The organism is Pseudomonas sp. BS-2016, from assembly GCF_001806145.1.
In the GTDB taxonomy this organism is placed as follows: domain Bacteria; phylum Pseudomonadota; class Gammaproteobacteria; order Pseudomonadales; family Pseudomonadaceae; genus Aquipseudomonas; species Aquipseudomonas lundensis.
Genome location: NZ_MLCT01000013.1, coordinates 659,417 through 683,962, shown reverse-complemented (window position 1 = coordinate 683,962; position 24,546 = coordinate 659,417). Strand labels below are relative to the sequence as shown.

26 protein-coding genes and 1 rRNA gene are annotated in these 24,546 nt (G+C 56.8%); 10 read left to right on the top strand and 17 right to left on the bottom strand.

Going from position 1 to position 24,546, the window contains the following annotated elements:
- Nucleotides 1–500 (bottom strand): 16S ribosomal RNA (locus tag BKD70_RS05190); the annotation flags it as partial.
- Nucleotides 501–978: 478 nt separating this feature from the next.
- Nucleotides 979–2,178, bottom strand: a complete 1,200-nt coding sequence (gene tyrS / locus BKD70_RS05185; RefSeq protein WP_047277942.1) for a tyrosine--tRNA ligase — start codon at nucleotides 2,176–2,178, stop codon at nucleotides 979–981.
- Nucleotides 2,179–2,391: 213 nt separating this feature from the next.
- On the opposite strand from tyrS, the gene BKD70_RS05180 reads away from it, so the two are divergent.
- Nucleotides 2,392–3,792, top strand: a complete 1,401-nt coding sequence (locus BKD70_RS05180; RefSeq protein ID WP_047277945.1) for a peptidoglycan DD-metalloendopeptidase family protein — start codon at nucleotides 2,392–2,394, stop codon at nucleotides 3,790–3,792.
- Nucleotides 3,793–3,795: 3 nt separating this feature from the next.
- The gene (locus BKD70_RS05175) at nucleotides 3,796–4,887 is read left to right on the top strand and encodes an anhydro-N-acetylmuramic acid kinase (RefSeq protein WP_047277947.1); all 1,092 of its coding nucleotides are present in this window, start codon (nucleotides 3,796–3,798) and stop codon (nucleotides 4,885–4,887) included.
- A 78-nt stretch (nucleotides 4,888–4,965) separates the two neighbouring features.
- Here BKD70_RS05175 and erpA read toward each other — a convergent pair whose 3' ends face one another.
- Nucleotides 4,966–5,316 carry an iron-sulfur cluster insertion protein ErpA gene (gene erpA, locus BKD70_RS05170; RefSeq protein WP_003444456.1) on the bottom strand — a complete coding sequence of 117 codons (351 nt, stop codon included), beginning with the start codon at nucleotides 5,314–5,316 and terminating at the stop codon, nucleotides 4,966–4,968.
- Between the two features lie 135 nt (nucleotides 5,317–5,451).
- On the bottom strand, nucleotides 5,452–6,486 hold the full coding sequence (gene argC, locus BKD70_RS05165; protein WP_047277950.1) for an N-acetyl-gamma-glutamyl-phosphate reductase: 1,035 nt from the start codon (nucleotides 6,484–6,486) through the stop codon (nucleotides 5,452–5,454).
- A gap of 134 nt (nucleotides 6,487–6,620) precedes the next feature.
- Between argC and hemJ the strand changes: the two genes are divergently transcribed.
- From hemJ to coq7, 6 genes are all read left to right on the top strand, one after another.
- Nucleotides 6,621–7,049, top strand: coding sequence for a protoporphyrinogen oxidase HemJ (gene hemJ, locus BKD70_RS05160; RefSeq protein WP_047277952.1), 429 nt, complete (start codon nucleotides 6,621–6,623; stop codon nucleotides 7,047–7,049).
- A gap of 30 nt (nucleotides 7,050–7,079) precedes the next feature.
- On the top strand, nucleotides 7,080–8,045 hold the full coding sequence (locus BKD70_RS05155) for a nitronate monooxygenase family protein (protein ID WP_047277954.1): 966 nt from the start codon (nucleotides 7,080–7,082) through the stop codon (nucleotides 8,043–8,045).
- A gap of 61 nt (nucleotides 8,046–8,106) precedes the next feature.
- Complete coding sequence (locus BKD70_RS05150; protein WP_047277956.1) at nucleotides 8,107–8,622, top strand: DUF805 domain-containing protein; 516 nt, start codon at nucleotides 8,107–8,109, stop codon at nucleotides 8,620–8,622.
- 76 nt (nucleotides 8,623–8,698) lie between these two features.
- On the top strand, nucleotides 8,699–9,487 hold the full coding sequence (locus tag BKD70_RS05145) for an SDR family oxidoreductase (RefSeq protein WP_047277958.1): 789 nt from the start codon (nucleotides 8,699–8,701) through the stop codon (nucleotides 9,485–9,487).
- 66 nt (nucleotides 9,488–9,553) lie between these two features.
- Nucleotides 9,554–9,892, top strand: a complete 339-nt coding sequence (locus tag BKD70_RS05140) for a histidine triad nucleotide-binding protein (protein ID WP_047277960.1) — start codon at nucleotides 9,554–9,556, stop codon at nucleotides 9,890–9,892.
- 118 nt (nucleotides 9,893–10,010) lie between these two features.
- Nucleotides 10,011–10,658, top strand: coding sequence for a 2-polyprenyl-3-methyl-6-methoxy-1,4-benzoquinone monooxygenase (gene coq7 / locus BKD70_RS05135; RefSeq protein ID WP_047277962.1), 648 nt, complete (start codon nucleotides 10,011–10,013; stop codon nucleotides 10,656–10,658).
- 73 nt (nucleotides 10,659–10,731) lie between these two features.
- Here the strand turns inward: coq7 and speD are convergent, their stop codons facing one another.
- Entirely contained in the window at nucleotides 10,732–11,523 is a 792-nt protein-coding gene (gene speD / locus BKD70_RS05130; protein WP_047277964.1) for an adenosylmethionine decarboxylase, read from the bottom strand.
- Between the two features lie 240 nt (nucleotides 11,524–11,763).
- Nucleotides 11,764–12,186 carry an OsmC family protein gene (locus BKD70_RS05125; RefSeq protein WP_003444470.1) on the bottom strand — a complete coding sequence of 141 codons (423 nt, stop codon included), beginning with the start codon at nucleotides 12,184–12,186 and terminating at the stop codon, nucleotides 11,764–11,766.
- A 224-nt stretch (nucleotides 12,187–12,410) separates the two neighbouring features.
- Between BKD70_RS05125 and crp the strand changes: the two genes are divergently transcribed.
- Entirely contained in the window at nucleotides 12,411–13,055 is a 645-nt protein-coding gene (gene crp / locus BKD70_RS05120) for a cAMP-activated global transcriptional regulator CRP (RefSeq protein WP_047277966.1), read from the top strand.
- Here crp and BKD70_RS05115 read toward each other — a convergent pair.
- The 7 genes from BKD70_RS05115 to rpe form a co-directional block, all read right to left on the bottom strand.
- Complete coding sequence (locus BKD70_RS05115; RefSeq protein WP_047277968.1) at nucleotides 13,052–13,753, bottom strand: lipoate--protein ligase family protein; 702 nt, start codon at nucleotides 13,751–13,753, stop codon at nucleotides 13,052–13,054. The genes crp and BKD70_RS05115 overlap by 4 nt on opposite strands.
- Before the next feature lie 28 nt (nucleotides 13,754–13,781).
- A complete protein-coding gene (trpC, locus tag BKD70_RS05110) occupies nucleotides 13,782–14,618 on the bottom strand; it encodes an indole-3-glycerol phosphate synthase TrpC (RefSeq protein WP_047277970.1) in 837 nt (278 codons plus the stop codon).
- Nucleotides 14,615–15,664 carry an anthranilate phosphoribosyltransferase gene (trpD, locus tag BKD70_RS05105; RefSeq protein WP_047277972.1) on the bottom strand — a complete coding sequence of 350 codons (1,050 nt, stop codon included), beginning with the start codon at nucleotides 15,662–15,664 and terminating at the stop codon, nucleotides 14,615–14,617. The genes trpC and trpD overlap by 4 nt, the downstream gene beginning before the upstream one ends.
- A gap of 9 nt (nucleotides 15,665–15,673) precedes the next feature.
- On the bottom strand, nucleotides 15,674–16,267 hold the full coding sequence (locus tag BKD70_RS05100; RefSeq protein WP_047277974.1) for an aminodeoxychorismate/anthranilate synthase component II: 594 nt from the start codon (nucleotides 16,265–16,267) through the stop codon (nucleotides 15,674–15,676).
- Between the two features lie 11 nt (nucleotides 16,268–16,278).
- Nucleotides 16,279–17,766: an anthranilate synthase component I gene (trpE, locus tag BKD70_RS05095; protein WP_047277977.1), complete on the bottom strand. Its 1,488-nt coding sequence runs from the start codon at nucleotides 17,764–17,766 to the stop codon at nucleotides 16,279–16,281.
- Nucleotides 17,767–17,836: 70 nt separating this feature from the next.
- A complete protein-coding gene (locus BKD70_RS05090; RefSeq protein ID WP_047277979.1) occupies nucleotides 17,837–18,655 on the bottom strand; it encodes a phosphoglycolate phosphatase in 819 nt (272 codons plus the stop codon).
- Complete coding sequence (rpe, locus tag BKD70_RS05085; protein WP_047277981.1) at nucleotides 18,652–19,326, bottom strand: ribulose-phosphate 3-epimerase; 675 nt, start codon at nucleotides 19,324–19,326, stop codon at nucleotides 18,652–18,654. Before rpe ends, BKD70_RS05090 begins: the two co-directional genes overlap by 4 nt.
- 216 nt (nucleotides 19,327–19,542) lie before the next feature.
- On the opposite strand from rpe, the gene BKD70_RS05080 reads away from it, so the two are divergent.
- Complete coding sequence (locus BKD70_RS05080) at nucleotides 19,543–20,001, top strand: transposase (protein ID WP_047277984.1); 459 nt, start codon at nucleotides 19,543–19,545, stop codon at nucleotides 19,999–20,001.
- Here the strand turns inward: BKD70_RS05080 and BKD70_RS05075 are convergent.
- The 4 genes from BKD70_RS05075 to BKD70_RS05060 form a co-directional block, all read right to left on the bottom strand.
- Entirely contained in the window at nucleotides 19,998–20,828 is an 831-nt protein-coding gene (locus BKD70_RS05075; RefSeq protein ID WP_047277986.1) for an ABC transporter permease, read from the bottom strand. The genes BKD70_RS05080 and BKD70_RS05075 overlap by 4 nt on opposite strands.
- Nucleotides 20,829–20,838: 10 nt before the next feature.
- Nucleotides 20,839–22,086: an ABC transporter permease gene (locus tag BKD70_RS05070; RefSeq protein ID WP_047277987.1), complete on the bottom strand. Its 1,248-nt coding sequence runs from the start codon at nucleotides 22,084–22,086 to the stop codon at nucleotides 20,839–20,841.
- Nucleotides 22,087–22,154: 68 nt separating this feature from the next.
- Nucleotides 22,155–23,195: an ABC transporter substrate-binding protein gene (locus BKD70_RS05065; RefSeq protein WP_047277988.1), complete on the bottom strand. Its 1,041-nt coding sequence runs from the start codon at nucleotides 23,193–23,195 to the stop codon at nucleotides 22,155–22,157.
- Between the two features lie 35 nt (nucleotides 23,196–23,230).
- Complete coding sequence (locus BKD70_RS05060; RefSeq protein ID WP_047277990.1) at nucleotides 23,231–24,355, bottom strand: ABC transporter ATP-binding protein; 1,125 nt, start codon at nucleotides 24,353–24,355, stop codon at nucleotides 23,231–23,233.
- Nucleotides 24,356–24,546 lie beyond the last annotated feature (191 nt).

The window sequence follows — 24,546 nt, the reverse complement described above, 5'->3', positions numbered from 1 at the left end:
CCGGTGCTTATTCTGTCGGTAACGTCAAAACACTAACGTATTAGGTTAATGCCCTTCCTCCCAACTTAAAGTGCTTTACAATCCGAAGACCTTCTTCACACACGCGGCATGGCTGGATCAGGCTTTCGCCCATTGTCCAATATTCCCCACTGCTGCCTCCCGTAGGAGTCTGGACCGTGTCTCAGTTCCAGTGTGACTGATCATCCTCTCAGACCAGTTACGGATCGTAGCCTTGGTGAGCCATTACCTCACCAACTAGCTAATCCGACCTAGGCTCATCTGATAGCGCAAGGCCCGAAGGTCCCCTGCTTTCTCCCGTAGGACGTATGCGGTATTAGCGTCCGTTTCCGAACGTTATCCCCCACTACCAGGCAGATTCCTAGGTATTACTCACCCGTCCGCCGCTCTCAAGAGGTGCAAGCACCTCTCTACCGCTCGACTTGCATGTGTTAGGCCTGCCGCCAGCGTTCAATCTGAGCCATGATCAAACTCTTCAGTTCAAACATCTTTGGGTTTTGAGAAAACCCTAAACTTGGCTCAGCAATCGTTGGTTACATCTTTGATTTCTCGCGGAGTAACTTGTGATGCTGATAATCTTTTTGACTATCAGTCTGACTCCACAAGCACCCACACGAATTGCTTGATTCAGTTGTTAAAGAGCGGTTGGTTAAGCTTTCGCTCAACCGAGGCGCGCATTCTACAGCAGCCTCTGTTGCTGTCAAGCGGTTATTTTAAGATGTTTTCAAAGTTTCCTCTGTAACATCAACCACTTGCGCTTCCGATCTCTCGTCAGCGGGAGGCGAATTCTACAGCGTTACACGCTGCTGTCAACACCTCATTTCCTGCTTCGATGATTTGAAGCTGGCATCGTCAAAACCGTCTAACTCATTGAAACTCAAAGAGTTTTCCGTTTCGACTGCGCCGGAAGTGGGCGCATTATAGGCCAACAAAATGCGCCGTCCAGCACTATTTCCAAGTTTATTCAGATTTCAACGTAATTCGGGCAAATGCCTTCTTACCCGCCTGACAAACATGAGTGGAGCCCAATGCATATATATAGGAGCGATCAACCACCTCTCCATCAATACGCACACCACCCGAACCCAACAAATCACGAGCAACCGCAGAGTTCTTCACCAGCCCAGCTTTGTTCAGCACTGCAGCAATCGGCATGTCTTCAGTAGCGCTCAGCTCAATCTCCGGCAAGTCATCCGGCAACTCACCATCTTTCATGCGGTTACCCGCACCACGGTGCGCATTAGCTGCAGCCTCTGCACCGTGAAAACGCGCCACAATCTCTTCAGCCAGCTTGATTTTGATATCTCGCGGATTGGCCCCAGCCTCAACCTCTGCCTTAAAGGCATTGATCTCATCCATCGAGCGGAAGCTGAGCAATTCAAAGTAACGCCACATCAACGCATCTGGGATCGACACCAGCTTGCTATACATCACACCAGGCGCTTCCTGAATACCAACGTAATTACCCAGGGATTTGGACATCTTCTTGACGCCATCCAACCCCTCAAGCAAAGGCATCGTGACGATGCACTGCGCCTCCTGCCCATAACCACGCTGCAACTCACGACCCATCAGCAAATTAAACTTCTGATCAGTGCCACCCAACTCGACATCCGCTCGCAAGGCAACCGAGTCATAGCCCTGTACCAACGGATACAAAAACTCGTGGATAGCAATAGGCTGATTGGTGGTGTAGCGCTTATCAAAGTCGTCGCGCTCAAGCATGCGCGCTACAGTGTATTGGGACGTCAGACGAATAAAATCCGCAGGCCCCATCTGATCCATCCAGGTTGAGTTGAACGCCACTTCGGTTTTCGATGGATCCAGAATCTTGAAGACCTGTGTCTTATAGGTCTCTGCGTTGTCGAGCACTTGCTCGCGCGTCAGCGGAGGACGCGTCGCACTCTTGCCACTTGGATCACCAATCATCCCGGTAAAGTCACCGATCAGAAAAATGACGTGATGGCCAAGCTCCTGAAACTGGCGCAGCTTATTGATCAGTACGGTGTGACCCAAATGCAGATCGGGTGCAGTAGGGTCAAATCCCGCCTTGATACGCAGCGGCTGGCCACGCTTCAACTTCTCGACCAGTTCAGACTCGACCAGTACCTCTTCGGCACCACGCTTAATTAGCGCTAGCTGCTCTTCAACCGACTTCATATCAGACCCGTAAGGCTCAATTTCAAAGGGAACCAACCATACAAGATCACCCACTAATTACAAGTTCTGGCGGGCGCACGGGGGGCTATCTGTCAGTTAATGTGTGGTCAACTTGCTTCAAGGGCGTTTTGGTTATATTTTATACAGTTATTTCATCTTCACAGTGTCAGTCATCTTTTCCAATTCATCCTTTATCTCAAAGTCAAATTACCTATGACCAGTCAACCGCCTAAAGCGCCACCGCTTTATCCGAAGACCCACCTGCTCGCCGCAAGCGGGATCGCAGCATTATTGAGTTTGGCACTGCTGGTATTTCCATCCAGCGAAGTCGAGGCCAAACGCACAACGCTAAACCTGGAACTGGAAACCCCCGCAGAACAACTGACACAAGATCAAGACGCCGCAGACCTCGTTCAGGCCACAAATGAAGCGACACCTGCTCCGTTTACCCAAATAGACCCGCAAGACAGCGCGCCCGCTGCGACTGCCAAAGCTGAAGACAAAAAAGCGCCTAGCCACCGCGAAGTCATTGTCGCGAAGGGCGATACCCTCTCTACCCTGTTTGAGAAAGTGGGCCTGCCCGCTGCGTCTGTACACGAGGTCCTGGCCAGCGACAAACAGGCCAAGCAGTTCAGCCAGCTGAAACACGGGCAGAAGCTCGAGTTTGAAATGGGCACAGACGGTCAGCTCAATAACCTGCACAGCCGCATCAGCGATCTCGAAACCATCACCTTGAGCAAAACAGCCAAGGGATATTCGTTTCGCCGTGTGACCGCTCAACCGACAATGCGCACCGCCTATGTTCACGGTGTAATCAGCAGCTCCCTGTCTGCTTCCGGCCAGCGCGCCGGCCTGCCTCACAGCATGACGATGGATATGGCCAAAGTATTCGGCTATGACATCGACTTTGCACAAGATATACGGCCCGGCGATCAGTTCGAGGTCATCTACGAGCAAAAAGTGGTCAACGGCAAAACGGTTGGCACGGGCAACATCTTGTCTGCTCGCTTCACCAACCGAGGCAAAACCTATACGGCAGTGCGTTACACCAATAAGCTGGGCATCAGCAATTACTACACCGCTGACGGCAATAGCATGCGCAAAGCCTTCATCCGCACCCCAGTAGATTTCGCCCGCATCAGTTCACGCTTCTCTTCGGGACGCAAACACCCGATCCTGAACAAGATCCGTGCCCACAAAGGCGTGGATTACGCGGCACCACGTGGAACACCGATCAAGGCTGCCGGTGATGGCAAAGTATTACTTGCAGGCCGTCGTGGCGGGTACGGCAACACCGTCATCATTCAACATGGCAACACGTACCGCACGCTTTACGGCCACATGCAGGGCTTCGCCAAGGGCGTCAAAACGGGCGGCGCCGTCAAGCAAGGGCAAGTTATTGGTTACATTGGCACGACCGGCCTGTCGACCGGCCCACACCTGCATTACGAGTTTCAAGTCAATGGCGTCCATGTAGATCCGCTGGGGCAAAAACTCCCGATGGCTGATCCGATTGCCAAAAACGAGCGTGCCCGGTTCATGCAACAAAGCCAGCCATTGATGGCTCGCATGAATCAGGAAAAAGCCACCATGCTGGCTTCGAGCAAGCGCTAGGTCATGGCGCTCTACATAGGAGTGATGTCCGGCACAAGCCTCGATGGCATGGACATCGCTCTGATCGAGTTAGGGGCGAGCATCAAGCTTCTCGCCTCTCACTACACGCCCATGCCCTCCTCACTACGCGCCGAATTGCTAAGCCTGTGCGCCAGCGGCCCTGACGAAGTTGCCCGCTGCGCCATTGCTGAAAATCACTGGGTTGAGCTGGCCGCACAAGGCGTAAACGCACTCCTCACACAACAACAGCTCTCCCCACAAGACATCCGGGCGATAGGCAGCCACGGCCAGACCATCCGGCACGAACCCGCTCTGGGCTATACCGTTCAAATCGGTAACCCTGCTTTATTGGCCGAGCTGACAGGGATTTGCGTGGTGGGCGATTTCCGTCGGCGGGATGTCGCAGCTGGCGGCCAGGGCGCGCCGCTCGTGCCGGCATTTCACGAAGCCTTGTTCACTCATGAGAGTGGCTATCGAGCCGTTTTAAATGTTGGCGGATTCAGCAACCTAAGTTTGATAACACCTGCCGAGCCTGTAGCCGGATTCGATTGCGGGCCCGGAAACGTCTTGCTGGATGCCTGGATACAAGACGCACGCGGCGATCTGTATGACCGTAGTGGCCAATGGGCTGCCAGTGGCAGAGTAGAACCTGCCTTGCTGAACACGTTGCTCAGCGACCCCTTCTTCAAGACACAAGGCCCAAAAAGCACCGGGCGCGAAGTCTTTAACTTGAATTGGCTGAAGCACCATCTCTTCAGCCTGCCAGCCTTCCCCGCTGAAGACATTCAGGCAACCCTGCTCGAACTCACAGCCCTAACGATCGTGGACTCACTGCAAAGCGCTCAACCGCACACCGACGAGCTTCTGGTATGCGGTGGCGGCGCGCACAACACCGCACTGATGACGCGGCTCGCTTCACTTCTCCCCCAAACTCGGGTCAATAGCACCCAGGTCAAAGGCGTGGATCCAGACTGGGTGGAAGCCATGGCTTTTGCGTGGTTGGCCCATTGCTGCCTGGAAAACATTCCTACCAACCGCCCCAGCGTCACTGGCGCTCGCGGCTTGCGCATCCTTGGCGCTATCTATCCCGCCTGAACACCCGTTCAATAAACGGCAGACAGCAAAACGCCGCGTATCGACGCGGCGTTGAGGGTCAAACGTGTGTGCGGACAATCAAATCGAGAAGGACGAACCGCAACCACAGGTCGTGGTGGCATTCGGGTTCTTGATCACAAAACGCGACCCTTCGAGACCTTCCTGATAGTCCACTTCAGCGCCAGCCAGATACTGGAAGCTCATCGGATCAACCACCAGGCTTACGCCCTCGCGCTCAACGATAGTGTCATCGTCCGCGACTTCTTCATCAAAAGTGAAACCGTACTGAAAACCCGAACAACCGCCGCCCGTCACAAATACGCGCAGCTTCAAACGATCATTACCCTCTTCATCGACCAGGCTCTTCACCTTGTGCGCAGCACCTTCGGTGAATTGCAAAGCCATGGGGGTGAAGGATTCGACGCTCATGCTGACTATCTCCCGGCGCTATGCCGCCATAATGCGTGATGACGCGCATTATCCGCTTCTCCTAGAAAAGCGGTCAACTATTCATAAGTAGCAGCGGTAAGGTGGACGCTTACCGCTTGAGGATATCTGCAAGGTTTAAGGCAGCATGCCGGCATGGGACAGGCCCAGACGCTCATCCAGACCAAACAGGATATTCATATTCTGCACGGCCTGACCTGACGCCCCCTTGACCAAGTTGTCGATAACCGACAAAACGACCACCAGATCGCCATCCTGCGGGCGGTGAATGGCTATGCGGCACACATTGGCGCCGCGCACACTGCGTGTTTCGGGATGGCTGCCAGCAGGCATTACATCCACAAATGGCTCGTTTGCGTAACGTTTTTCAAACAGCGCCTGCAGATCCACAGAGCGATCAGTAACCGTTGCGTACAACGTGGAATGAATCCCACGAATCATTGGCGTTAAATGCGGGACGAATGTCAGTCCTACCTCTTTGCCAGCGGCACGGCGTAAACCCTGACGAATTTCAGGCAGGTGACGATGCCCTTTGACGGCATAAGCCTTCATGCTTTCAGACGTTTCGGCATATAGAGAGCCAACACTCGCGCCCCGACCAGCACCGCTAACACCGGATTTACAGTCAGCAATCAAAACTGACGTATCGGCAATACCTGCTTCGAGCAAAGGAAGAAAACCCAGTTGGGTAGCAGTCGGATAGCAACCCGGCACTGCAATCAATCGTGCTTTCCTGATTTGTTCGCGATTGACTTCCGGCAGGCCATAAACCGCCTCTTCTAGCAGTTCAGGCGCACCATGCGGCTGGCCGTACCACTTGGCCCACTCCTCTGCATCTTGCAGACGGAAATCGGCTGACAGGTCGATCACCTTGGTTCCGGCCGCAAGCAATTCACCCGCCAGGGCATGAGCCACGCCATGGGGCGTCGCGAAAAACACCACATCGCACGCCGCCAATGTCTGAGTATCAGGCACGCTGAAGGCAAGGCCATCGTAATGACCGCGCAGGTTGGGATACATATCAGCAACAGGCAGGCCTGCTTCGGATCGAGAAGTGATCACTACCACTTCTGCCTGCGGATGCTGCGCCAGCAAACGCAGCAATTCGACACCGGTGTAACCCGTGCCGCCGACAATACCGACCTTGACCATAACCTGCCCCTCAACGAACCCACTGGAAAGCCCTCGATAATAGGGACAGCGCGCCCCTGCGACAACCGCCAAGGTGACTCCCGGACGCTCTACTACTACTATTTGATCTACCGTGAATCTGGGAATAACTAAAAATGCTTTATCTATGGCTCAAAGCCTTCCACATCATCAGCATCGTCTGCTGGTTTGCTGGCCTGTTTTACCTACCTCGCCTGTTCGTTTACCACGCCCAAAGCGAAGATTCCGTCAGCAAAGAGCGCTTCAGCGTCATGGAGCGCAAGCTGTATCGCGGCATCATGGGCCCCGCGATGATCGCCACAATCATTTTTGGCGGCTGGCTGATCAGCCTTAACCCTAGCGGCTATTTTAGCCAGGGCTGGATGCATGCCAAATTGACACTCGTGGTGCTGCTCATCGGCTATCACCACATGTGCGGGGCTCAAGTTAAACGCTTCGCCCGTGGAGAAAATACCCGCAGCCATGTGTACTTCCGCTGGTTCAACGAAGTACCGGTCCTGTTTCTGATCGCCATCGTAATTCTGGTGGTGGTCAAACCGTTCTAACGGCAACTCATCTTTCAACGAGGTTATCCGATGTCACTGCCCGCTCTGCTTGAACAACGCTTGCGCCTGCCGGTGGTGGCCGCTCCTATGTTTCTGATCTCAAACCCGCAACTGGTGCTTGCCTGCTGCCGTAACGGCGTAGTCGGCAGTTTCCCTGCACTGAACCAGCGCGACAGCCAAGGGTTCAAAGCCTGGCTGGAGGAAATCGAAGCAGGTCTGGCGCTACTGGATAACCCGGCGCCCTACGCCGTGAACCTGATCGTGCACAACAGCAACCCACGACTTGAAGCAGACCTCGCCATTTGCATTGAGCACAAAGTGCCCATCGTGATCACCAGCCTGGGCGCCGCTAAAGAGGTGATCGACGCGGTTCACAGCTACGGCGGGCTGGTCTTCCATGATGTCACCACCCGCCGTCACGCCGAAAAAGCCGCGCAAGCCGGTGTCGACGGTTTGATCGCTGTTGCTGCTGGCGCAGGCGGGCATGCGGGCACCTGGAGCCCTTTCGCTCTCGCGGCTGAGATACGCCAGTTTTTCGACAAAACGCTGCTGCTCGCAGGCTGCCTGAACCACGGCCACGAGATCTTGGCAGCTCAAACGCTTGGCGCCGACTTGGCCTATATGGGCACGCGCTTCATCGCCACCCGCGAAAGCCATGCGCCTGACGCTTATAAGCAGATGCTGCTAGCATCCCGCGCGGCCGATATCATTCACACCCCTGCGGTATCAGGCGTACCTGCCAGTTTCATGCGGCAAAGCCTTGAAAATGCCGGGTACGACTTGGCAGCGTTGCAAAGCAAGGGGGAATCAGGAAACAAACTGAAACCGCTCAACGATGAAGCCAAAGCATGGAAAACCGTGTGGTCGGCCGGTCAGGGCGTAGGCGAAATCTCCGACTTGCCTTCAACGGATGAACTGATCGCACGCCTGGACGAGGAATATCGTCAGGCGTTAAGTCGAATTCAACGGTTATCCAGCCATTGGCCACACCTTTGAAACATCGAAGCCCGCCCAATCAGCGGGCTTCATTTTTTAAATACCTGACAAGGACGCAGTAATGCCGGAAGTAAGCCTGGATAAAAAATCTCACGAATCGTATGGCACGCTGGACCCACTGGGGTTCGACGGTCGAATTGGCCGCATGCGAATGCTGGCCTGGCCACTGGTGCTCACCGCAATCGCGGCTGCACTGCTCATCCCGTGCCTGCTGTTAGCCCAAGTCTCATACACGCTGGGGTTCACCTGTAGCCTGACGGTGCTACTGGCCTATTTCGTCATTAGCATCAGGATCAGCGCACAGCGCCTGCATGATCTCAACTGGTCAGCGTGGATGCTCTTGCTGCATTTAGTGCCTGTGGCAACCCTGATCCTGTCCTTTATGTTGGTACTGATGCCCGGTACGACCGGTCCGAACCAGTATGGCCCGCCACCGCCGCCTAACAGTCCGGCAGTCAAAGTTCTGGCTTGGGTTGCGATCACGCTGATGATTGTTTCGTTAATCGTGACGGTCCTCGCCTTTGCACTGGGCCTTGCAACCTCGTTCATCAACGCAGCCGGCACCAACAGCCTGTAGACTGCGCTCTTTATTAAACGCGCTAACGCCAGGGACATCATTGTCACCGGACTGAACCGTTGCGATGGAGAACAGCATGACCCGTTACGCTTTGATCACTGGCGCCTCAAGCGGCATTGGCCTGGCCCTGGCAGAAGCCCTTGCCCGTCGCGGGCGCAGTTTGATTCTGGTTGCCCGCCAACGGGACGCACTGGAGGCCATAGCCCTCGAATTCACCCAGCGCTTTGGCGTAGAAGTGCTGATTCGCGCCTGCGATCTGGGCGAGCCGCTGCGCTTGTCCGGCTTCTTGCTGGAGCTGGAAGAAGGTGACAGGCAGATTGATTTGCTGATCAATTGCGCAGGGATCGGAACCTGCGGCCCTTTCCTGGCCAACGACTGGAGCGCAGAGCAAGATTTGATCGAGCTCAATGTGCTGGCCCTCACGCGGCTGTGCCATGCCATCGGCAATATGATGGCGGTCCAGGGCGGCGGGCAGATCCTCAACGTTTCCTCGATCGCGGCGTATCAGCCGGGCCCTTGGCTGAGCACCTACTTCGCCAGTAAAGCCTACGTGCTGCACTTTTCAGAGGGCCTGCGCGAAGAGGTCAAGAAAACCGGGATCAAAGTGTCAGTGCTCTGCCCCGGCATCACCCGCACCGGTTTTTTTGAAGCGGCGAACATGAATGCCGACACCGTCAAACACAATCGCCATGCACTGAGCCCTGAAGAAGTCGCGCTTTACACCGTACGCGCACTTGAAAAGAATAAGGCGATTATCATGCCGGGCTGGCGAAACCGCTGGATGACCCGCGTCCCCCGGCTGCTAACACGCTGGATGACGCGCAAGATTGCCGCCTCGGTTAACAAGTCGTACTGCCCACGTTAAGGTGGCTGGCCGCCAAACGATCCCCTGCGTACACTCAGATCGGACTTCACTTACGGAGATACAGCTTTGGATACTCTGTTCACCAAGATCATCAACCGTGAAATACCCGCAAAGATCATTTATGAAGATGATCAGGTTCTGGCGTTTCACGACATTGCGCCACAAGCGCCGGTGCACTTTCTGGTCATCCCGAAAAAACCGATCCGCACCCTCAATGACCTGACCGAAGAAGACAAAGCGCTGGCCGGTCATATTTTGTTCACCGCGCAGCGTCTGGCGGTCGAACAAGGCTGCGAGAAGGGCTTTCGTGTCGTGATGAACTGCAATGAAGAGGGCGGCCAAACGGTTTACCACATTCACATGCACGTGCTGGGTCAGCGCCAAATGAACTGGCCACCGGGCTGATTCATCGATCGGTTTGCGCGGGAGTGCCAAAACCTCCTGCGCTGACTCATGATCCAACGCAAACCCTGCCCGTCCGATTGGGGTAAACTGGCCGCCGTGATTTTTTCCGGAGGTAAGCATGACTACCCAACGTCACTACTCGCCGATTGACCGTCTTCTGTTACAAGCTGATACCGCAATGCGCACTTTGCTGCCTTTCAGCGGTCAGCCGTATCGCCCCTCACCTGCCATCGTCAAACCTGAAAACCCTCTGGGGGAACAGGCCACGCGTCATGTGGCGGGTCTGATGCGCATCAACCATACCGGCGAAGTCTGCGCCCAGGCCTTGTATCAGGGCCAAGCCCTGACCGCCAAGCTGCCGCAGGTGCGCGAAGCCATGGAACATGCCGCTGAAGAAGAAATCGATCATCTGGCCTGGTGCGAACAACGCATTCGTCAATTGGGTAGCCACCCGAGCGTACTGAACCCGCTGTTTTACGGCATGTCTTTCGGGATTGGCGCTGTGGCCGGCCTGATCAGCGACAAAGTCAGCCTGGGTTTTGTCGCCGCCACCGAAGATCAAGTGTGCAAGCACTTGAACGAACACCTGGCGCAACTGCCGCCCGAAGACGAAAAGTCGCGCGCCATTCTCGAACAAATGCGCATCGATGAAGAACACCATGCTGAGTCCGCACTGGAGGCGGGCGGCTACCGTTTCCCGGCACCCGTAAAATTCGGGATGAGCCTGATGGCAAAAGTCATGACCAAAAGTACCTATCGCATTTAATCGCCCCTGCGCAAAATGCACACAAAAAAGGCGGCTCACCTCACGGTAGCCGCCTTTTTTGGTTGCTCGTTGCTTACGACATATTGCGTGCGTAAAAGATTTCGAGCATTTCGTGCTTCACCCGCTCAGTGACCTGAGCGCGCTGCTCGGTCGACAGATTGCTCGTGGCATCGCCGAACAGGTAGTTATCCAGTTCGAAGTCCTTGAGCAGCATCTTGGTGTGAAACAGGTTCTCTTGATACACATTCACGTCGGTCATTTGATAACCGTCGCGGGTGTCTTCGGAGAGGTAGTTCTGGATCGAATTGATCTCGTGATCGATAAAGTGCTTTTTACCTTCCACGTCGCGGGTAAAGCCGCGCACGCGATAGTCGACCGTCACGATATCCGAATCAAATTGATGGATCAGATAGTTGAGAGCTTTAAGCGGTGAAATAACGCCGCACGTCGACACGTCGATGTCCACACGGAAAGTCGCGATTCCGTCCACCGGATGAATCTCCGGATAGGTGTGTACCGTGATATGACTTTTGTCGAGGTGACCCAAAATGGTCTCTGGCAGCGGGCCTGGGGATTCTTCGATCTGGCTTTCGGTAGGTGTTACCGGCTGCTCGGAAATCAGAATAGTCACGCTGGCGCCTTGGGGATCGTAATCCTGACGGGCGATGTTCAGGATGTTGGCACCAATGATATCAACCACATCTGTAAGGATCTGCGTCAGGCGTTCTGCGTCGTACTCTTGATTGATGTACTCAACGTATGCCTGCTGGTCTTGCGGGGTTTCCGCATAGCAGATGTCATAGATGTTGAAGCTCAAGGTCTTTGTCAGGTTATTGAACCCGTGGAGCTTGAGTTTGCTTTTCACCGTAATAAAACTCTCTATGTCGATGCGGCTCGGCCGCGTGATCCAGCATGCCCGTCAAGTGCGTGGGACGCACCTGCGTAGGACGGTTAACACCTCTTCGCGATGGCGATTTTGGTTATCTGTTCGGACCCGCCGCCGGGATGATTCCCCGCCACGACCCTTAAAAAAGTGGCGCATTATGCAGACGTCAGCGACTGATCGCCAGAGTCTGCAATGCTTTTATGAAAATTGAATGTCCACTCAGCCCAGTTCGATTATTTCGTAGTCATGGCTGATGGCGACGCCGGCCGCGCCCAGCATGATCGACGCCGAGCAATACTTCTCGGCAGACAGTTCGATCGCACGTTTAACTTGCGCTTCTTTGAGCCCACGTCCCTTGACCACGAAGTGCAGGTGAATCTTGGTAAACACTTTCGGGTCTTCAGTGGCGCGCTCCGCCTCCAGGAACGCCTCGCAGCTTTCGACTGCCTGACGCGACTTCTTGAGGATGCTGACCACATCAAAATTGCTGCAACCGCCAAGGCCCAGCAGCAGCATCTCCATGGGACGCACACCCAGGTTCCGGCCGCCGCTTTCTGGAGGCCCGTCCATGACGACGACGTGGCCACTGCCCGACTCGCCCAAAAACATGGCTTCGCCCGCCCATTGAATGCGTGCCTTCATCGCTCAGACTCCACTGTCTTAAAAGGGGCGCCAGCTTATCACAGGGCCAAAATTCAATGACCGACAGGCCAGAAGCGTTTCTCTGACGCCGCATGAGGAAATTTCTGCGTTAGGTGAAGAATTCGTCTGTTAAGCTGGCGCCAATTCGCTGGCGCCATGCCGGCAAGCGCTCTACATAAAAATAGATCAAACCCCTTACCGTGCAGGCTTTACGGGACACAACCATGGTTGCCCTTACTCCCATACCCAAGATCAAGAACCTCGACAAATTTCTGACTCATTGCCAACGCAGGCGTTATCAAGCCAAAAGCAACATCATCTGCGCCGGTGAACGTTCACAGACGCTGTTCTTCATCGTCAAAGGCTCCGTGACCATCGTGATCGAAGACGACGACGGTCGTGAAATGATCATCGCCTACCTCAACGCCGGGGATTTTATTGGCGAACTGGGGTTGTTCGAACAGCCGGGCCTGGAACAGGCGCGCAGTGCGTGGGTCAGGGCCAAGACCGAATGCGAAGTTGCAGAAATCACTTACGCCAAATTCAGGGAGTACGCGCATCAAGAACCTGAAATCCTCTACGCGCTTAGCGGGCAAATCGCACAACGATTGCGCAATACCACACGCAAGGTAGGTGATCTGGCGTTCTTTGACGTGACTGGTCGCGTGGCCCGTTGCTTGTTGGAACTGTGCAAGCAGCCTGACGCAATGACTCACCCCGACGGCATGCAAATCAAAGTGACGCGTCAGGAAATCGGCAGGATCGTCGGGTGTTCGCGGGAGATGGTGGGACGCGTGCTCAAGGATCTGGAAGAACAGAACCTGGTCAGCGTTAAAGGCAAGACCATGGTGGTGTACGGCACACGTTAAGGCTTGAGCAACGGCGCCAGAAGGTCTTGATAGCGGGAAGCCAGCTGTTCAAAAAAGTCGGGCGCCGCAAACACCTCATGCAACGCAATGTGACTCTGCGCACGGCAACGCTGCTCCAGTGAACACAGCTCATTGAATCGGTTGACCGACGCCACCATCGATTCGCGCTCGTTATCCAGCAGCAGAGCACCGTGAACCAGCCCCACCGGCCGTTGCCCCCCCTGACTCTGGCGCCAGCGCTGAGCGGTACCCACCAACTTGCGCCCATTGAGGTTGACGTTGAAACGGCCATCACAGAAAGCCCCTTCAATTTCTCCCAATGAAGCAACGCCGCCCAGTTCGGTCAAAAGATCACAGATGGGTTGGCACAGGCGCTGATAAGCAGTTTCGATACGTCCCTGATCCCCCTCGCTGCGAAGCGGGGCGTAAACCAGCGCGATGTTGACCGTAGATGCGGATTGAGGAACTGGCTCGCCGCCTGTTTCCCGCAACAGGATCGGCCAACCGTGGGTCGCCAGTTCAACACTCGCACTCTCAAAACCGGGCAGTCGAGCCAGGCGTTTAGGCATGACCAACGCCCGGTCGGTAGGCTGCCAAAACAGCACCCCGGCTTCACGCTCACCCGCGCAGACCGATGCCAGCAAATCTTGTTCGGCTTTGAGCCCGGCTTCGACACAGAGACGCTGAATACGGGTCATGGCAGTCCTTGCTAAACGCTGGCCGGGTTTAATCCGCTGTTGAGCCCGAAATGGGTGTACCGCGTTCCGGGAAGAACAACCGTTGCAATTCTGCGCCCGGACTTTCAGCGCGCATGAATGCTTCACCGACCAGGAACGAATACACCTCGCTGATTTCCATCAGCTCGACATCGGCGCGGTTCAAAATTCCGCTTTCGGTAATCACCAGTCGATCACGCGGCACACGGGGCAACAGGTCCAGTGTGGTTTCCAAACTCACCTCAAAGGTGTGTAGGTTGCGGTTGTTGATGCCGATCAGGGGCGTATCAAGGGTTTTCAGCGCTCGCTCAAGCTCATCGCCGTCATGCACTTCGACCAGCACGTCGAGCCCCACGCTTTTGGCAACACTGGCCAGTTCGGCCATTTTGACGTCATCCAGCGCCGAAACAATCAACAGCACGCAGTCCGCACCCAGTGCGCGGGCTTCAACGATCTGATACGGATCGATCATGAAATCTTTGCGGATTACCGGCAGCTTGCACGCCGCGCGCGCCTGCTGCAGGTACGCATCTGCGCCCTGAAAAAAATCAATGTCCGTCAGCACTGAAAGGCAGGTTGCGCCGCCTTTTTCATAGCTTTGTGCAATGTCAGCAGGCACAAAGTGCTCGCGGATCACACCTTTGCTCGGTGATGCTTTCTTGATTTCGGCAATTACCGCCGGCTGCTTCAACTTGGCCTGCGCCAGCAATGCTTTGGCAAAGCCACGGACCGGATCGGCCTGAGCGACCTGACGTTCAAGTTCAGCCAAACTGATGCGCGCGCTACGCTCGGCCACTTCCTGAACCTTGCGCGCCAGAATATTTTCCAGAACGGTTGGCACACTCATGCTTCATTCTCCTGCTTGAAAATCGCGGTAAACGCGCCCAGTTCTTCCAGCTTCTCCCGGGCCAGCCCGGTGTGCAGCGCATCGTGCGCCAGCGCCACACCCTCTTTCAGAGTGTAGGCAAGATCAGCAGCGTATAACGCAGCACCCGCATTCAGCACGATCATCTCGGCGGCCTTCTGCCCGGCCTCGGTCTTACGGCGCCCCAGCGCATCGCGAATCAGCTCCAGCGATTGCTCGGGGCTGTCGACCACCAGGCCAAACAGGCTTTGGCTCTTGATGCCCAGGTCTTCAGGCTGAACCCAATACTCCGTGATCTCGCCTTTGCGCAGCTCAGCGACATACGTCGGCGCGGCAAGGCTGAACTCGTCCAGGCCGTCCTGCGAATGAACCACCAGCACATGCTTGCTGCCCAGACGCTGCAACACTTCGGCCAAAGGACGGCACAGCGCCTGATTGAACACGCCGACCACCTGGTGCAACACACCAGCCGGATTCGTAAGCGGGCCAAGCATATTGAACAGGGTACGCAGGCCCAGATCGCGACGCGCAATGGCCGCGTGCTTCATGGCGCCATGGTGGGATTGAGCAAACATGAAACCAATGCCCACGCTGTCAATGCAGCGAGCCACTTGCACCGGGGTCAGGTTCAGGTAAACGCCTGCGGCTTCCAGCAAGTCAGCACTGCCGCTTTTGCCGGAGACAGCGCGATTGCCGTGTTTGGCTACCGTGCAACCGGCCGCTGCGATCACCAGAGCGGACGCTGTGGAAACGTTGAAAATATTCGCACCGTCACCGCCGGTGCCCACAATGTCGACCACGCCGTCGAGTGTGTTGAGCTCGACTTTGTCCGCCAGCTCACGCATCACCGTGACCGCACCGACGATTTCGTCGATGCTCTCACTCTTCATGCGCATGCCCATCATGAAGGCGCCGATCTGCGCCTCGGTGCATTCGCCGGTCATGATGTCGCGCATTACATCGCGCATTTCCTCGGTGCTCAGGTCGAGGTGACCGACGATACGGTTCAGGGCAGTCTTGATATCCATATGAAGTCCTTAGCGCGTGCCGCCGGTTTGTTTAAGAAAGTTGGCGAACAGTTCATGACCTTGTTCGGTCAGGATCGATTCAGGGTGAAATTGCACCCCTTCGATGTTGAGGGTTTTGTGACGCACGCCCATGATCTCGTCGACCGAGCCATCGGCATGTTGCGTCCAGGCCGTCAGCTCAAGGCAGTCCGGCAGGGTCTCGCGCTTGACCACCAACGAGTGATAGCGGGTAACGGTCAACGGGTTGTTCAATCCCTCGAACACCCCCGTGTCGCGGTGATAAACCGGGCTGGTCTTGCCATGCATCACTTGGCGCGCGCGCACCACATCGCCGCCAAAGGCCTGGCCAATGGATTGATGCCCCAGGCACACGCCCAGAATCGGCAATCTGCCCGCGAAGTGTTTAATCGCTTCAAGTGAGATGCCCGCCTCATTGGGCGTGCACGGGCCGGGCGAGACCACAATGCGCTCGGGGTTGAGCGCTTCGATCTCGGCCACGGTCAGCTCATCGTTGCGCACCACCTTGACCTCTGCACCCAGCTCGCCGAGGTACTGCACAACGTTGTACGTAAAAGAGTCGTAATTATCGATCATCAGCAACATGGCTAAGCTCCTCAGGCGTCGGACGCGGGGGTTTGTTCGGCGAGCGCTACGGCACGAAACATCGCGCGGCGTTTATTCAGCGTCTCTTCCCACTCCAGGGCCGGTACCGAGTCGGCGACAATCCCGCCGCCCGCTTGCACATGCAATTCACCGTTCTTGATCACCGCTGTACGAATGGCGATGGCCGTGTCCATATTGCCGTTCCACGCAAAATAACCGACCGCGCCGCCATACACGCCGCGCTTGACCGGCTCCAGTTCGTCGATGATTTCCATCGCACGGATTTTCGGCGCACCCGACAACGTGCCTGCCGGCAAAATCGCACGCAAGGCGTCCATCGCCGTCAGACCGCTCTTCAACTGGCCGGTGACATTGGACACGATGTGCATCACGTTGGAGTAACGCTCGATCACCATTTTTTCGGTGAGTTTGACTGAACCAATTTCAGAGACCCGCCCCGTGTCATTGCGCCCCAGGTCGATCAGCATCAAGTGTTCAGCGATTTCCTTGTCATCACCGAGCAAGTCCTGCTCCAGCGCCAGATCCGCCTCTTCGGTCGCACCTCGCGGACGCGTCCCGGCAATCGGGCGCACGGTGATCAAATTATCTTCAACCCGCACCAGCACTTCAGGCGAGCTGCCCACCACGTGGAAGTCGCCAAAGTTGAAGAAGTACATATACGGCGTCGGGTTGAAGCAGCGCAGCGCGCGATACAGATCGATCGGCGCGGCCTTGAAATCAATGGACATGCGCTGCGACGGCACCACCTGCATGCAATCGCCCGCGAGAATGTAGTCCTTGATGGTATCGACGGCTTTCTCGTAATCGCTCTGGGTAAAACTGGAACGGAATACCGGGTCGGCTGCCTGTTGGGCCGTGAAATCCAGGCCGCGGCGCGGTGCAATCGGCTGACGCAATTGCTCAAGCAATGCTTCAAGTCGCGCCTGCCCCTCTTCGTACGCACCCGGCTGCGCCGGATCGACCAGCACAATCGCGTGCATCTTGCCTGCGAGGTTGTCGAACACCACCACGGCATCGGACACCATCAGCAGGATATCCGGCACGCCCAGCGGATCCGGGTTCGGGCATTGGCCCAAACGTTTTTCCACGTACCGCACACAGTCATAACCGAAGTAGCCCACCAACCCGCCGTTGAAACGCGGCAACCCGGCAATGGTCGGCACGTTGTAGCGGGCTTTGAAGGCTTCGACAAACGCCAGCGGATCTTCGGCCTCGCAGGACTCGATCTCGACACCGTCGTGGGTCACACGCACCTGATGGTCGTGTACGCGCAATACGGTGCGGCACGGCAAACCGATGATCGAGTAACGCCCCCACTTCTCGCCGCCTTGCACCGACTCGAGCAAATAGGAGTTGGGCTGATCGGCCAGTTTCAGGTAGATCGACAGCGGCGTGTCAAAGTCGGCGAGGGTTTCGCGGGCAAGCGGGATACGGTTATAGCCGGCAGCGGCCAAACGCAGGAATTCTTCACGGATCATGAGGTGCCTCGTGGTCTGAGGGTCAAACAGTCAGGTATGCAAACGTGCCGGATCTCCGGCCAGATTCAAGTCAGGCGCGCCAACGCCAGCGGGCCAGGGCCTTGATAACTTTCATCCAGAGTTTGCGAGTGACCACCACGATGGAATCTCTACGAGAGGGGTGAACAGAAGAGCCCAACGGTATCTCAGCCGCCGAATCTAAGCAACCGGCTATCAGCTCCTGCAAATTGCCAATCACCATGTCCGGCGACTCTTCTTCAATCGGGCGACCGTGGTTGTAACCGTAGTTCAGGGCCACGCAACGCACGCCAGCCGCCTTGGCGGCCAGCACGTCATTGCGCGAATCACCGATAAACATCGATTGCTGCGGGGTGACGCCAGCCATTTTCATCACAAACTGCAGCGCAGCGGGATCGGGCTTTTTCTGCGGCAAGGTGTCGCCGCCGATGATCCAGCGGAAAAACCGGCCCAGCTTCAATTCATCCAGCAGCGGCGCCACGAAACGCTCGGGTTTGTTGGTGATCAGCGCCATTTCGACGCCCTGCTTTTGCAGCCACTTGAGGCTTTCGCGTACGCCGGGGTAAACCTTGGTGTGCTCATGGCCGCCGTCGTAGGCCTCCATGAAAATCTCCAGGGCCCGCTCCGCCTCGGCATCATCGACGCCCGACGCATCAAGATTGCCTGCCAGCGCACGTCGCACCAGCATCGGCGCACCGTTGCCAATCCACATCTTGACGTTTTCGAGCCCGGCCGGCGGTCGGCCCAGCGCCTGCAGCATGGTTTCCACGGCAGCCGCCAGGTCCGGCACCGAATCAATCAGCGTGCCGTCCAGGTCGAACATCACCAGTTTTGGCAGCTGCCCTTGAAGGAGCTGCTCAAAACGGCTCATGGGCGAGCCAACGCAAGCTCGGCGCGCATTTGCTGGATGACGTGCTCGTAATTCGGCGTGTTGAAAATGGCCGAGCCCGCAACAAATGTGTCGGCGCCAGCTTCAGCGATTTCACGGATGTTGCCGACGTTGACGCCGCCATCGATTTCGAGACGGATGTCGCGACCCGACGCATCGATCAGTGCACGGGCTTCACGCAGTTTGTCGAGGGTGCCGGGAATGAACTTCTGACCGCCGAAACCGGGGTTCACGCTCATCAGCAAGACCATGTCGACCTTGTCCATCACGTACTTGAGCACGTCCAGCGGAGTGGCCGGGTTAAACACCAGACCGGCCTTGCAGCCGCCTTCGCGGATCAATTGCAGGGAACGGTCGATGTGCTGCGTGGCTTCGGGGTGGAACGTGATGTAGGTTGCGCCCGCCTCGATGAAGTCGCCGATGATGCGATCCACAGGGCTGACCATCAAATGCGCATCGATAGGCGCCGTGATCCCGTACTTGCGCAAAGCCGCGCACACCATCGGGCCGATGGTCAGGTTGGGCACGTAATGATTGTCCATGACATCGAAGTGAACGATGTCAGCACCCGCTGCGAGAACGTTGTCCACCTCTTCGCCAAGACGGGCGAAATCGGCGGAAAGAATCGATGGGGCAATAGCGAAGGGCTGCATGACGCACCTTTTAGTGAGCTAAACACGGTGGCGCGCATTGTATACCGCCGACCGCGACCCGCACACCGCCTCACGACCGCGACGCGACCGATCGCGCTCCAAGGCTGCAATCCGCGCCCAAGCCCCCCGCTGCAATATCTTGCGAACAAAGGCCAACGGCATGCGCTGACAACCGGTCTAGCGTTAAAAAACGATCACCACAAGGAAGGCAATGGAATGCCGAGACCCTATAGCAGCGCGCTACGTTTGAAGGACCGCTCCCCCGAACCCGGCCGTATTTACCTGATCACCACCGTTACTGACCACCGCCGCCCGATCTTCAGTGACTTCACCCTGGGACGTCTGGTGGTCAACCAACTCAAACACGCGCACGACGAAGGCATCGTCCAGTCCATCGCGTGGGTTGTGATGCCTGACCATTGCCATTGGCTGGTTGAGTTACGCCACAAAACCATGGGTGAGGTGATGTGCAGGGTTAAATCGCGCAGCAGCAGGAGCATCAACGAGACGACCCGTTCCAGTGAACGTGTCTGGCAAAAAGGCTATTACGACCGCGCCCTGCGCAAGGAGGATGACCTCAAGGCCACCGCCCGCTACCTGATCAACACCCCGATTCGCGCGCAATTGACCTCACGAATCGGGGATTACCCCTTATGGGACGCCTGCTGGGTCTAGGCCTGAACCTGCGCGGTACGCATCTTCTCGCTGCGCCCGCGCAACCATTCGAGGGTCAGCAGCAGCACCACTGAGAACGCAATCAATAACGTGGCCGCCGCCGCAATGGTCGGGCTCAGGTTTTCGCGAATGCCGCTGAACATCTGCCGTGGCAAGGTCGCCTGCTCGGGCCCGGCCAGAAACAACGTCACCACCACTTCATCAAACGACGTGGCGAAGGCAAACAGCGCACCTGAAATCACCCCCGGCGCAATCAGCGGCAAAGTCACCCGGCGGAACGCGGTCAAGGGCGACGCCCCCAGGCTAGCCGCCGCGCGCACGAGGTTGTGATTGAACCCCTGCAAAGTCGCGGACACGGTGATGATCACAAACGGCACCCCCAAGACCGCATGCACCACGATCAACGAGAAGAAGCTGTTGCCCAGCCCCAGCGGGGCAAAAAACAAGTAACTGGCCACACCGATGATCACCACGGGCACCACCATGGGCGAAATCACCAGCGCCATGACCAGCGCTTTGCCCGGAAAATCGCCGCGGGTCAGGCCAATCGCCGCCAACGTGCCGAACACCATGGCCAATACAGTGGCCGCCGGGGCCACGATTACGCTGTTTTTCAGCGCGCGCATCCACTCGGCAGAGGCGAAGAAGTCCTGATACCAATGCAAGGAAAACCCTTGCAGCGGGTACACCAGAAAGCTGCCCGAGTTGAAGGACAACGGAATGATCACCAGCACAGGCAAGATCAGGAACAACAGGATCAGCCCGCAAAGAATGCGCAAGCTGTAGAACCAGATCCGCTCAATGGGGGACATGTAAGGGCTCAGCATGGCGATCTCCTTAACTCAAACGCAGGCGGGTAGCACCCACCAGCCAGTTGTAAATCAGGTACAGCACGACGGTTGCCAGCAGCAGCAAACCGCCCAGCGCCGTGGCCATGCCCCAGTTGATACTAGTGTTGGTATAGAACGCCACGAAGTAACTGACCATTTGATCGTTCGGGCTGCCGAGCAACGCCGGGGTGATGTAGTAGCCAATCGCAATGATGAATACCAACAAGCAACCGGCGCCCACACCCGCGTAGGTCTGTGGGAAGTACACACGCCAGAAGCTGGTAAATGGATGGCACCCCAGTGAGATGGCGGCACGCATATAGGTCGGAGAAATACCCTTCATCACGCTGTAAATCGGCAGGATCATGAACGGCAGCAAGATGTGCACCATGGCGATGTACACGCCGGTGCGGTTGAACACCAGCTCCAGCGGTTTGTCGATCAGCCCCATGCTCATCAGCGCGCTGTTGATCAACCCGCCCGATTGCAGCAACACGATCCAGGCCGCGACCCGCACCAGCACGGACGTCCAGAACGGCAGCAACACCAGAATCATCAACAGGTTGCTCTGGCGTGCAGGCAAATTGGCCAGCAGGTACGCCAAGGGATACGCCAGCACCAGACAGATGCAGGTGATGACCAGCCCCATCCAGAAGGTACGGGCGAAGATATCCAGATAAATCGCCTGGTCCGGTGTGGCCGGGGCCACTTCACCCAGGTCATCAATACGGTGATCGACGGCCGCCAACAGGTAAAACGGGGTCACGCTTGAGCTGTTGCGCTTGATCGCCTGCCAATACGCCGGATCTCCCCAACGCTCGTCGAGGGCTTCCAGTGCATCTTTATAAGAGTCAGGCGCCACCTTGAACGGCAGCGCTTTGGCGGTTTTCATCAGCAGGCTGCGATAGCCGGCCAATTCCATGTTCAGACGCTTCGACAAATCGCCCAGCACCTGATTCTTGCGTGCTTCGGCCAAGTCTTCGCTAAGTGCCAGATACACCGGTTCGGCCGGTAAGCCTTTGCCATCCCACCCGTGCACGGCCACCACAGTGCGTGGCAGGCCTTCGACCACTTCCGGGTTGCCGACACTTTTATAAAGCAGCGCCGCTATCGGCACCAGAAACACCAACAGCAAGAAAATCACCAGCGGCGCAATCAACGCCTGCGCTTTCCAGCGATTCACGCGCTCGGCATGCGCCAGACGCTTCTTCAAACTGGGGCTGGCGACTTCGTTCAGGGGGATGGCGATGGCCATGGCGAACTCCGCAAATCTTTAAACGGGGGCGGCGCGACCAGGTCGGGCGCGCCGCGTGTCAGCGCTGCTTACTTGGCAGCCCAGGCGTTGAAGCGTTGTTCCAGTTGCTCGCCGTTATCAGCCCAGAAGCTGACGTCGATCTGTACTTGATCCTTGAGGTTCTCAGCAGCAGTCGGCATGTCGGCTTTCACGGCCGGGGGCAGCAATGACATTGCCGCTTTGTTGGCCGGGCCATAGGCGATGTTTTGCGAGTAGACGCTTTGCTGCTCAGGTTGCAGCGTGAACTGCATGAACTTCTTCGCTGCGTCGGCCTTGTCTTTGCTCAAACCTTTAGGAATGGCCCAGGCGTCAAAGTCATAAATCCCGCCGTTCCAGACAATTTTCAGGTTGCTTTCTTTCTGCACGGCAGCAATTCGACCGTTGTAAGCAGAACTCATGACCACATCACCCGAGGCCAAATACTGCGGCGGCTGTGCACCGGCTTCCCACCATTGAATGCTGGGTTTCAACTCGTCGAGTTTCTTGAACGCGCGGTTCTGACCGTCCTTGCTCGCCAGCACCTTGTACACGTCCTTGGGCGCGACGCCGTCTGCCATCAAGGCAAATTCCAGCGTGTATTTGGCGCCCTTGCGCAACCCGCGCTTGCCGGGGAAGGTTTTGGTGTCCCAGAAGTCCGCCCAACTGGTCGGCGCCGTTTTCAGCTTGTCGGCGTTGTAGGCCATCACGGTCGACCATACGAAGAAGCCAGCCCCGCACGCCTGGATTGCACCGGAGACGTACTGATCGGGATTGCCAAACAGCGCCGGGTCCAGTTGCTCAAACATGTCTTCGTCACAGCCACGGGACAATTCAGGGGACTCCACTTCGACCAAGTCCCACGAAATGCTTTTGGTGTCGACCATGGCCTTGATCTTGGCCATTTCGCCGTTGTATTCCCCGGCGATGATTTTGCCGTCGCCCTTGGCTTCCCAAGGCGCGTAGAAGGCTTTGACCTGAGCGGCCTTGTTCGCCCCGCCAAACGAGATCACGGTCAGATCGGTGGCGGCGAACGCATTGGCGGCGCACATCAGGCCCAAGCTCAGGGCCGTGAATTTCAGAGTGTTATGCATTTTTATTCTCCACAGGGTTGGTGAAGCCGGGGCGATTAATTCGCCTCTAAGAGAGGGTCCAGCGCACGTACGTGTTCAACCTGCCAACCGAGTGGCACCACGTCACCGACGGCCAGCGTCGGGTCCAGTTCGGCAATCGGCTGTTTCACAAAAAAATCGTTCTTGCCGCAGACTTCCAGCCGCACCCGCACGTGGTCGCCCAGATAGATGAACTCTTCAACGCGCCCCGAGAACCGGTTCACGCACGCCTCGCTGGCGCCGTTAAGGCTGATACGTTCGGGGCGGATCGACAGGGTCACGGGTTCGCCGGGGCGACCGACATTCACCGCCAGTGCCTGAACCTTCTCGCCACGCCCCAGCTCAACCACGCAGCGCTCGCCATCCTGGCTGTGCAGGCGGCCATTGAGGCGATTGTTCTCGCCGATGAAGTTGGCGACAAAGGTGTTTTTCGGCTCTTCGTACAAGCAACGCGGCGGGGCAATCTGCTGAATTTCCCCTTGATGGAACACCGCCACCCGGTCCGACATGGTCAGGGCTTCGCCCTGATCGTGGGTCACGTAGACCACCGTCACGCCAAGGCGCTGGTGCAGGTGCTTGATCTCCATCTGCATGTGTTCGCGCAGTTGTTTGTCCAGGGCCCCCAACGGTTCGTCCATCAGCACCAGTTGCGGCTCGAACACCAGCGCCCGTGCCAGGGCCACCCGCTGTTGCTGGCCGCCGGACAACTGCGCCGGGTAACGCTGGGCGAAGGCATCGAGCTGCACCATGCTCAGCACGCGTTTGACCCGCTCGCTGATGTCGGTGCGATTGAGGCCGCGCACCGACAACGGAAAACCCAGGTTTTCAGCCACGGTCATGTGCGGGAACAACGCGTAGTTCTGAAACACCATGCCGATGTCGCGCTTGTGCGGCGGCACGTTGTTGATAGCGCGGCCCGCGAGCTGGATCTCGCCCGCGGTCGGGGTTTCAAACCCCGCCAGCATCATCAGGCTGGTGGTTTTGCCCGACCCGGAAGGCCCGAGCAAGGTCAGGAACTCGCCTTTGCGAATGTCCAGGTTGAGGTCTTTTACAATCAGGTTTTCGCCATCGTAGCTTTTCTGCACACCACGAAAGCTGACCAAAATGTCATTCGACCCAGCGCTTGCACCGACCTCACTCATAGCCACACCTTTTTGTTTTGGACTGCTGTAGTCCAAGACTAAAGAAGGCGTCAGCCCCCAGAAATCGGGGCGCAGGAGAGATTCACATCAGCAGGCTGGAAGATTGTGGGTAGGGCACGCCCTACAGGGATGTCGCGAATAGAACACTGGGTATCGCAAGACACCGCGCACGGCTGAAGCACCACTCAAAA

Excerpts from the sequence above, each read along its gene's own strand:
- trpC (WP_047277970.1), bottom strand. The coding sequence starts at position 14,618 with ATGAGTGTGCCAACCGTTCTGGAAAATATTCTGGCGCGCAAGGTTCAG.
- BKD70_RS05115 (WP_047277968.1), bottom strand. The coding sequence starts at position 13,753 with ATGACCCGTATTCAGCGTCTCTGTGTCGAAGCCGGGCTCAAAGCCGAA.
- BKD70_RS05070 (WP_047277987.1), bottom strand. The coding sequence starts at position 22,086 with ATGGCCATCGCCATCCCCCTGAACGAAGTCGCCAGCCCCAGTTTGAAG.
- BKD70_RS05075 (WP_047277986.1), bottom strand. The coding sequence starts at position 20,828 with ATGCTGAGCCCTTACATGTCCCCCATTGAGCGGATCTGGTTCTACAGC.
- argC (WP_047277950.1), bottom strand. The coding sequence starts at position 6,486 with ATGGTCAAGGTCGGTATTGTCGGCGGCACGGGTTACACCGGTGTCGAA.
- BKD70_RS05175 (WP_047277947.1), top strand. The coding sequence starts at position 3,796 with ATGGCGCTCTACATAGGAGTGATGTCCGGCACAAGCCTCGATGGCATG.
- trpE (WP_047277977.1), bottom strand. The coding sequence starts at position 17,766 with ATGATCCGTGAAGAATTCCTGCGTTTGGCCGCTGCCGGCTATAACCGT.
- rpe (WP_047277981.1), bottom strand. The coding sequence starts at position 19,326 with ATGCAGCCCTTCGCTATTGCCCCATCGATTCTTTCCGCCGATTTCGCC.
- hemJ (WP_047277952.1), top strand. The coding sequence starts at position 6,621 with ATGCTTTATCTATGGCTCAAAGCCTTCCACATCATCAGCATCGTCTGC.
- BKD70_RS05125 (WP_003444470.1), bottom strand. The coding sequence starts at position 12,186 with ATGAAGGCACGCATTCAATGGGCGGGCGAAGCCATGTTTTTGGGCGAG.
- tyrS (WP_047277942.1), bottom strand. The coding sequence starts at position 2,178 with ATGAAGTCGGTTGAAGAGCAGCTAGCGCTAATTAAGCGTGGTGCCGAA.
- BKD70_RS05090 (WP_047277979.1), bottom strand. The coding sequence starts at position 18,655 with ATGAGCCGTTTTGAGCAGCTCCTTCAAGGGCAGCTGCCAAAACTGGTG.
- BKD70_RS05180 (WP_047277945.1), top strand. The coding sequence starts at position 2,392 with ATGACCAGTCAACCGCCTAAAGCGCCACCGCTTTATCCGAAGACCCAC.
- BKD70_RS05065 (WP_047277988.1), bottom strand. The coding sequence starts at position 23,195 with ATGCATAACACTCTGAAATTCACGGCCCTGAGCTTGGGCCTGATGTGC.
- crp (WP_047277966.1), top strand. The coding sequence starts at position 12,411 with ATGGTTGCCCTTACTCCCATACCCAAGATCAAGAACCTCGACAAATTT.
- BKD70_RS05080 (WP_047277984.1), top strand. The coding sequence starts at position 19,543 with ATGCCGAGACCCTATAGCAGCGCGCTACGTTTGAAGGACCGCTCCCCC.
- BKD70_RS05145 (WP_047277958.1), top strand. The coding sequence starts at position 8,699 with ATGACCCGTTACGCTTTGATCACTGGCGCCTCAAGCGGCATTGGCCTG.
- BKD70_RS05060 (WP_047277990.1), bottom strand. The coding sequence starts at position 24,355 with ATGAGTGAGGTCGGTGCAAGCGCTGGGTCGAATGACATTTTGGTCAGC.
- BKD70_RS05155 (WP_047277954.1), top strand. The coding sequence starts at position 7,080 with ATGTCACTGCCCGCTCTGCTTGAACAACGCTTGCGCCTGCCGGTGGTG.
- BKD70_RS05100 (WP_047277974.1), bottom strand. The coding sequence starts at position 16,267 with ATGTTGCTGATGATCGATAATTACGACTCTTTTACGTACAACGTTGTG.
- erpA (WP_003444456.1), bottom strand. The coding sequence starts at position 5,316 with ATGAGCGTCGAATCCTTCACCCCCATGGCTTTGCAATTCACCGAAGGT.
- trpD (WP_047277972.1), bottom strand. The coding sequence starts at position 15,664 with ATGGATATCAAGACTGCCCTGAACCGTATCGTCGGTCACCTCGACCTG.
- coq7 (WP_047277962.1), top strand. The coding sequence starts at position 10,011 with ATGACTACCCAACGTCACTACTCGCCGATTGACCGTCTTCTGTTACAA.
- BKD70_RS05150 (WP_047277956.1), top strand. The coding sequence starts at position 8,107 with ATGCCGGAAGTAAGCCTGGATAAAAAATCTCACGAATCGTATGGCACG.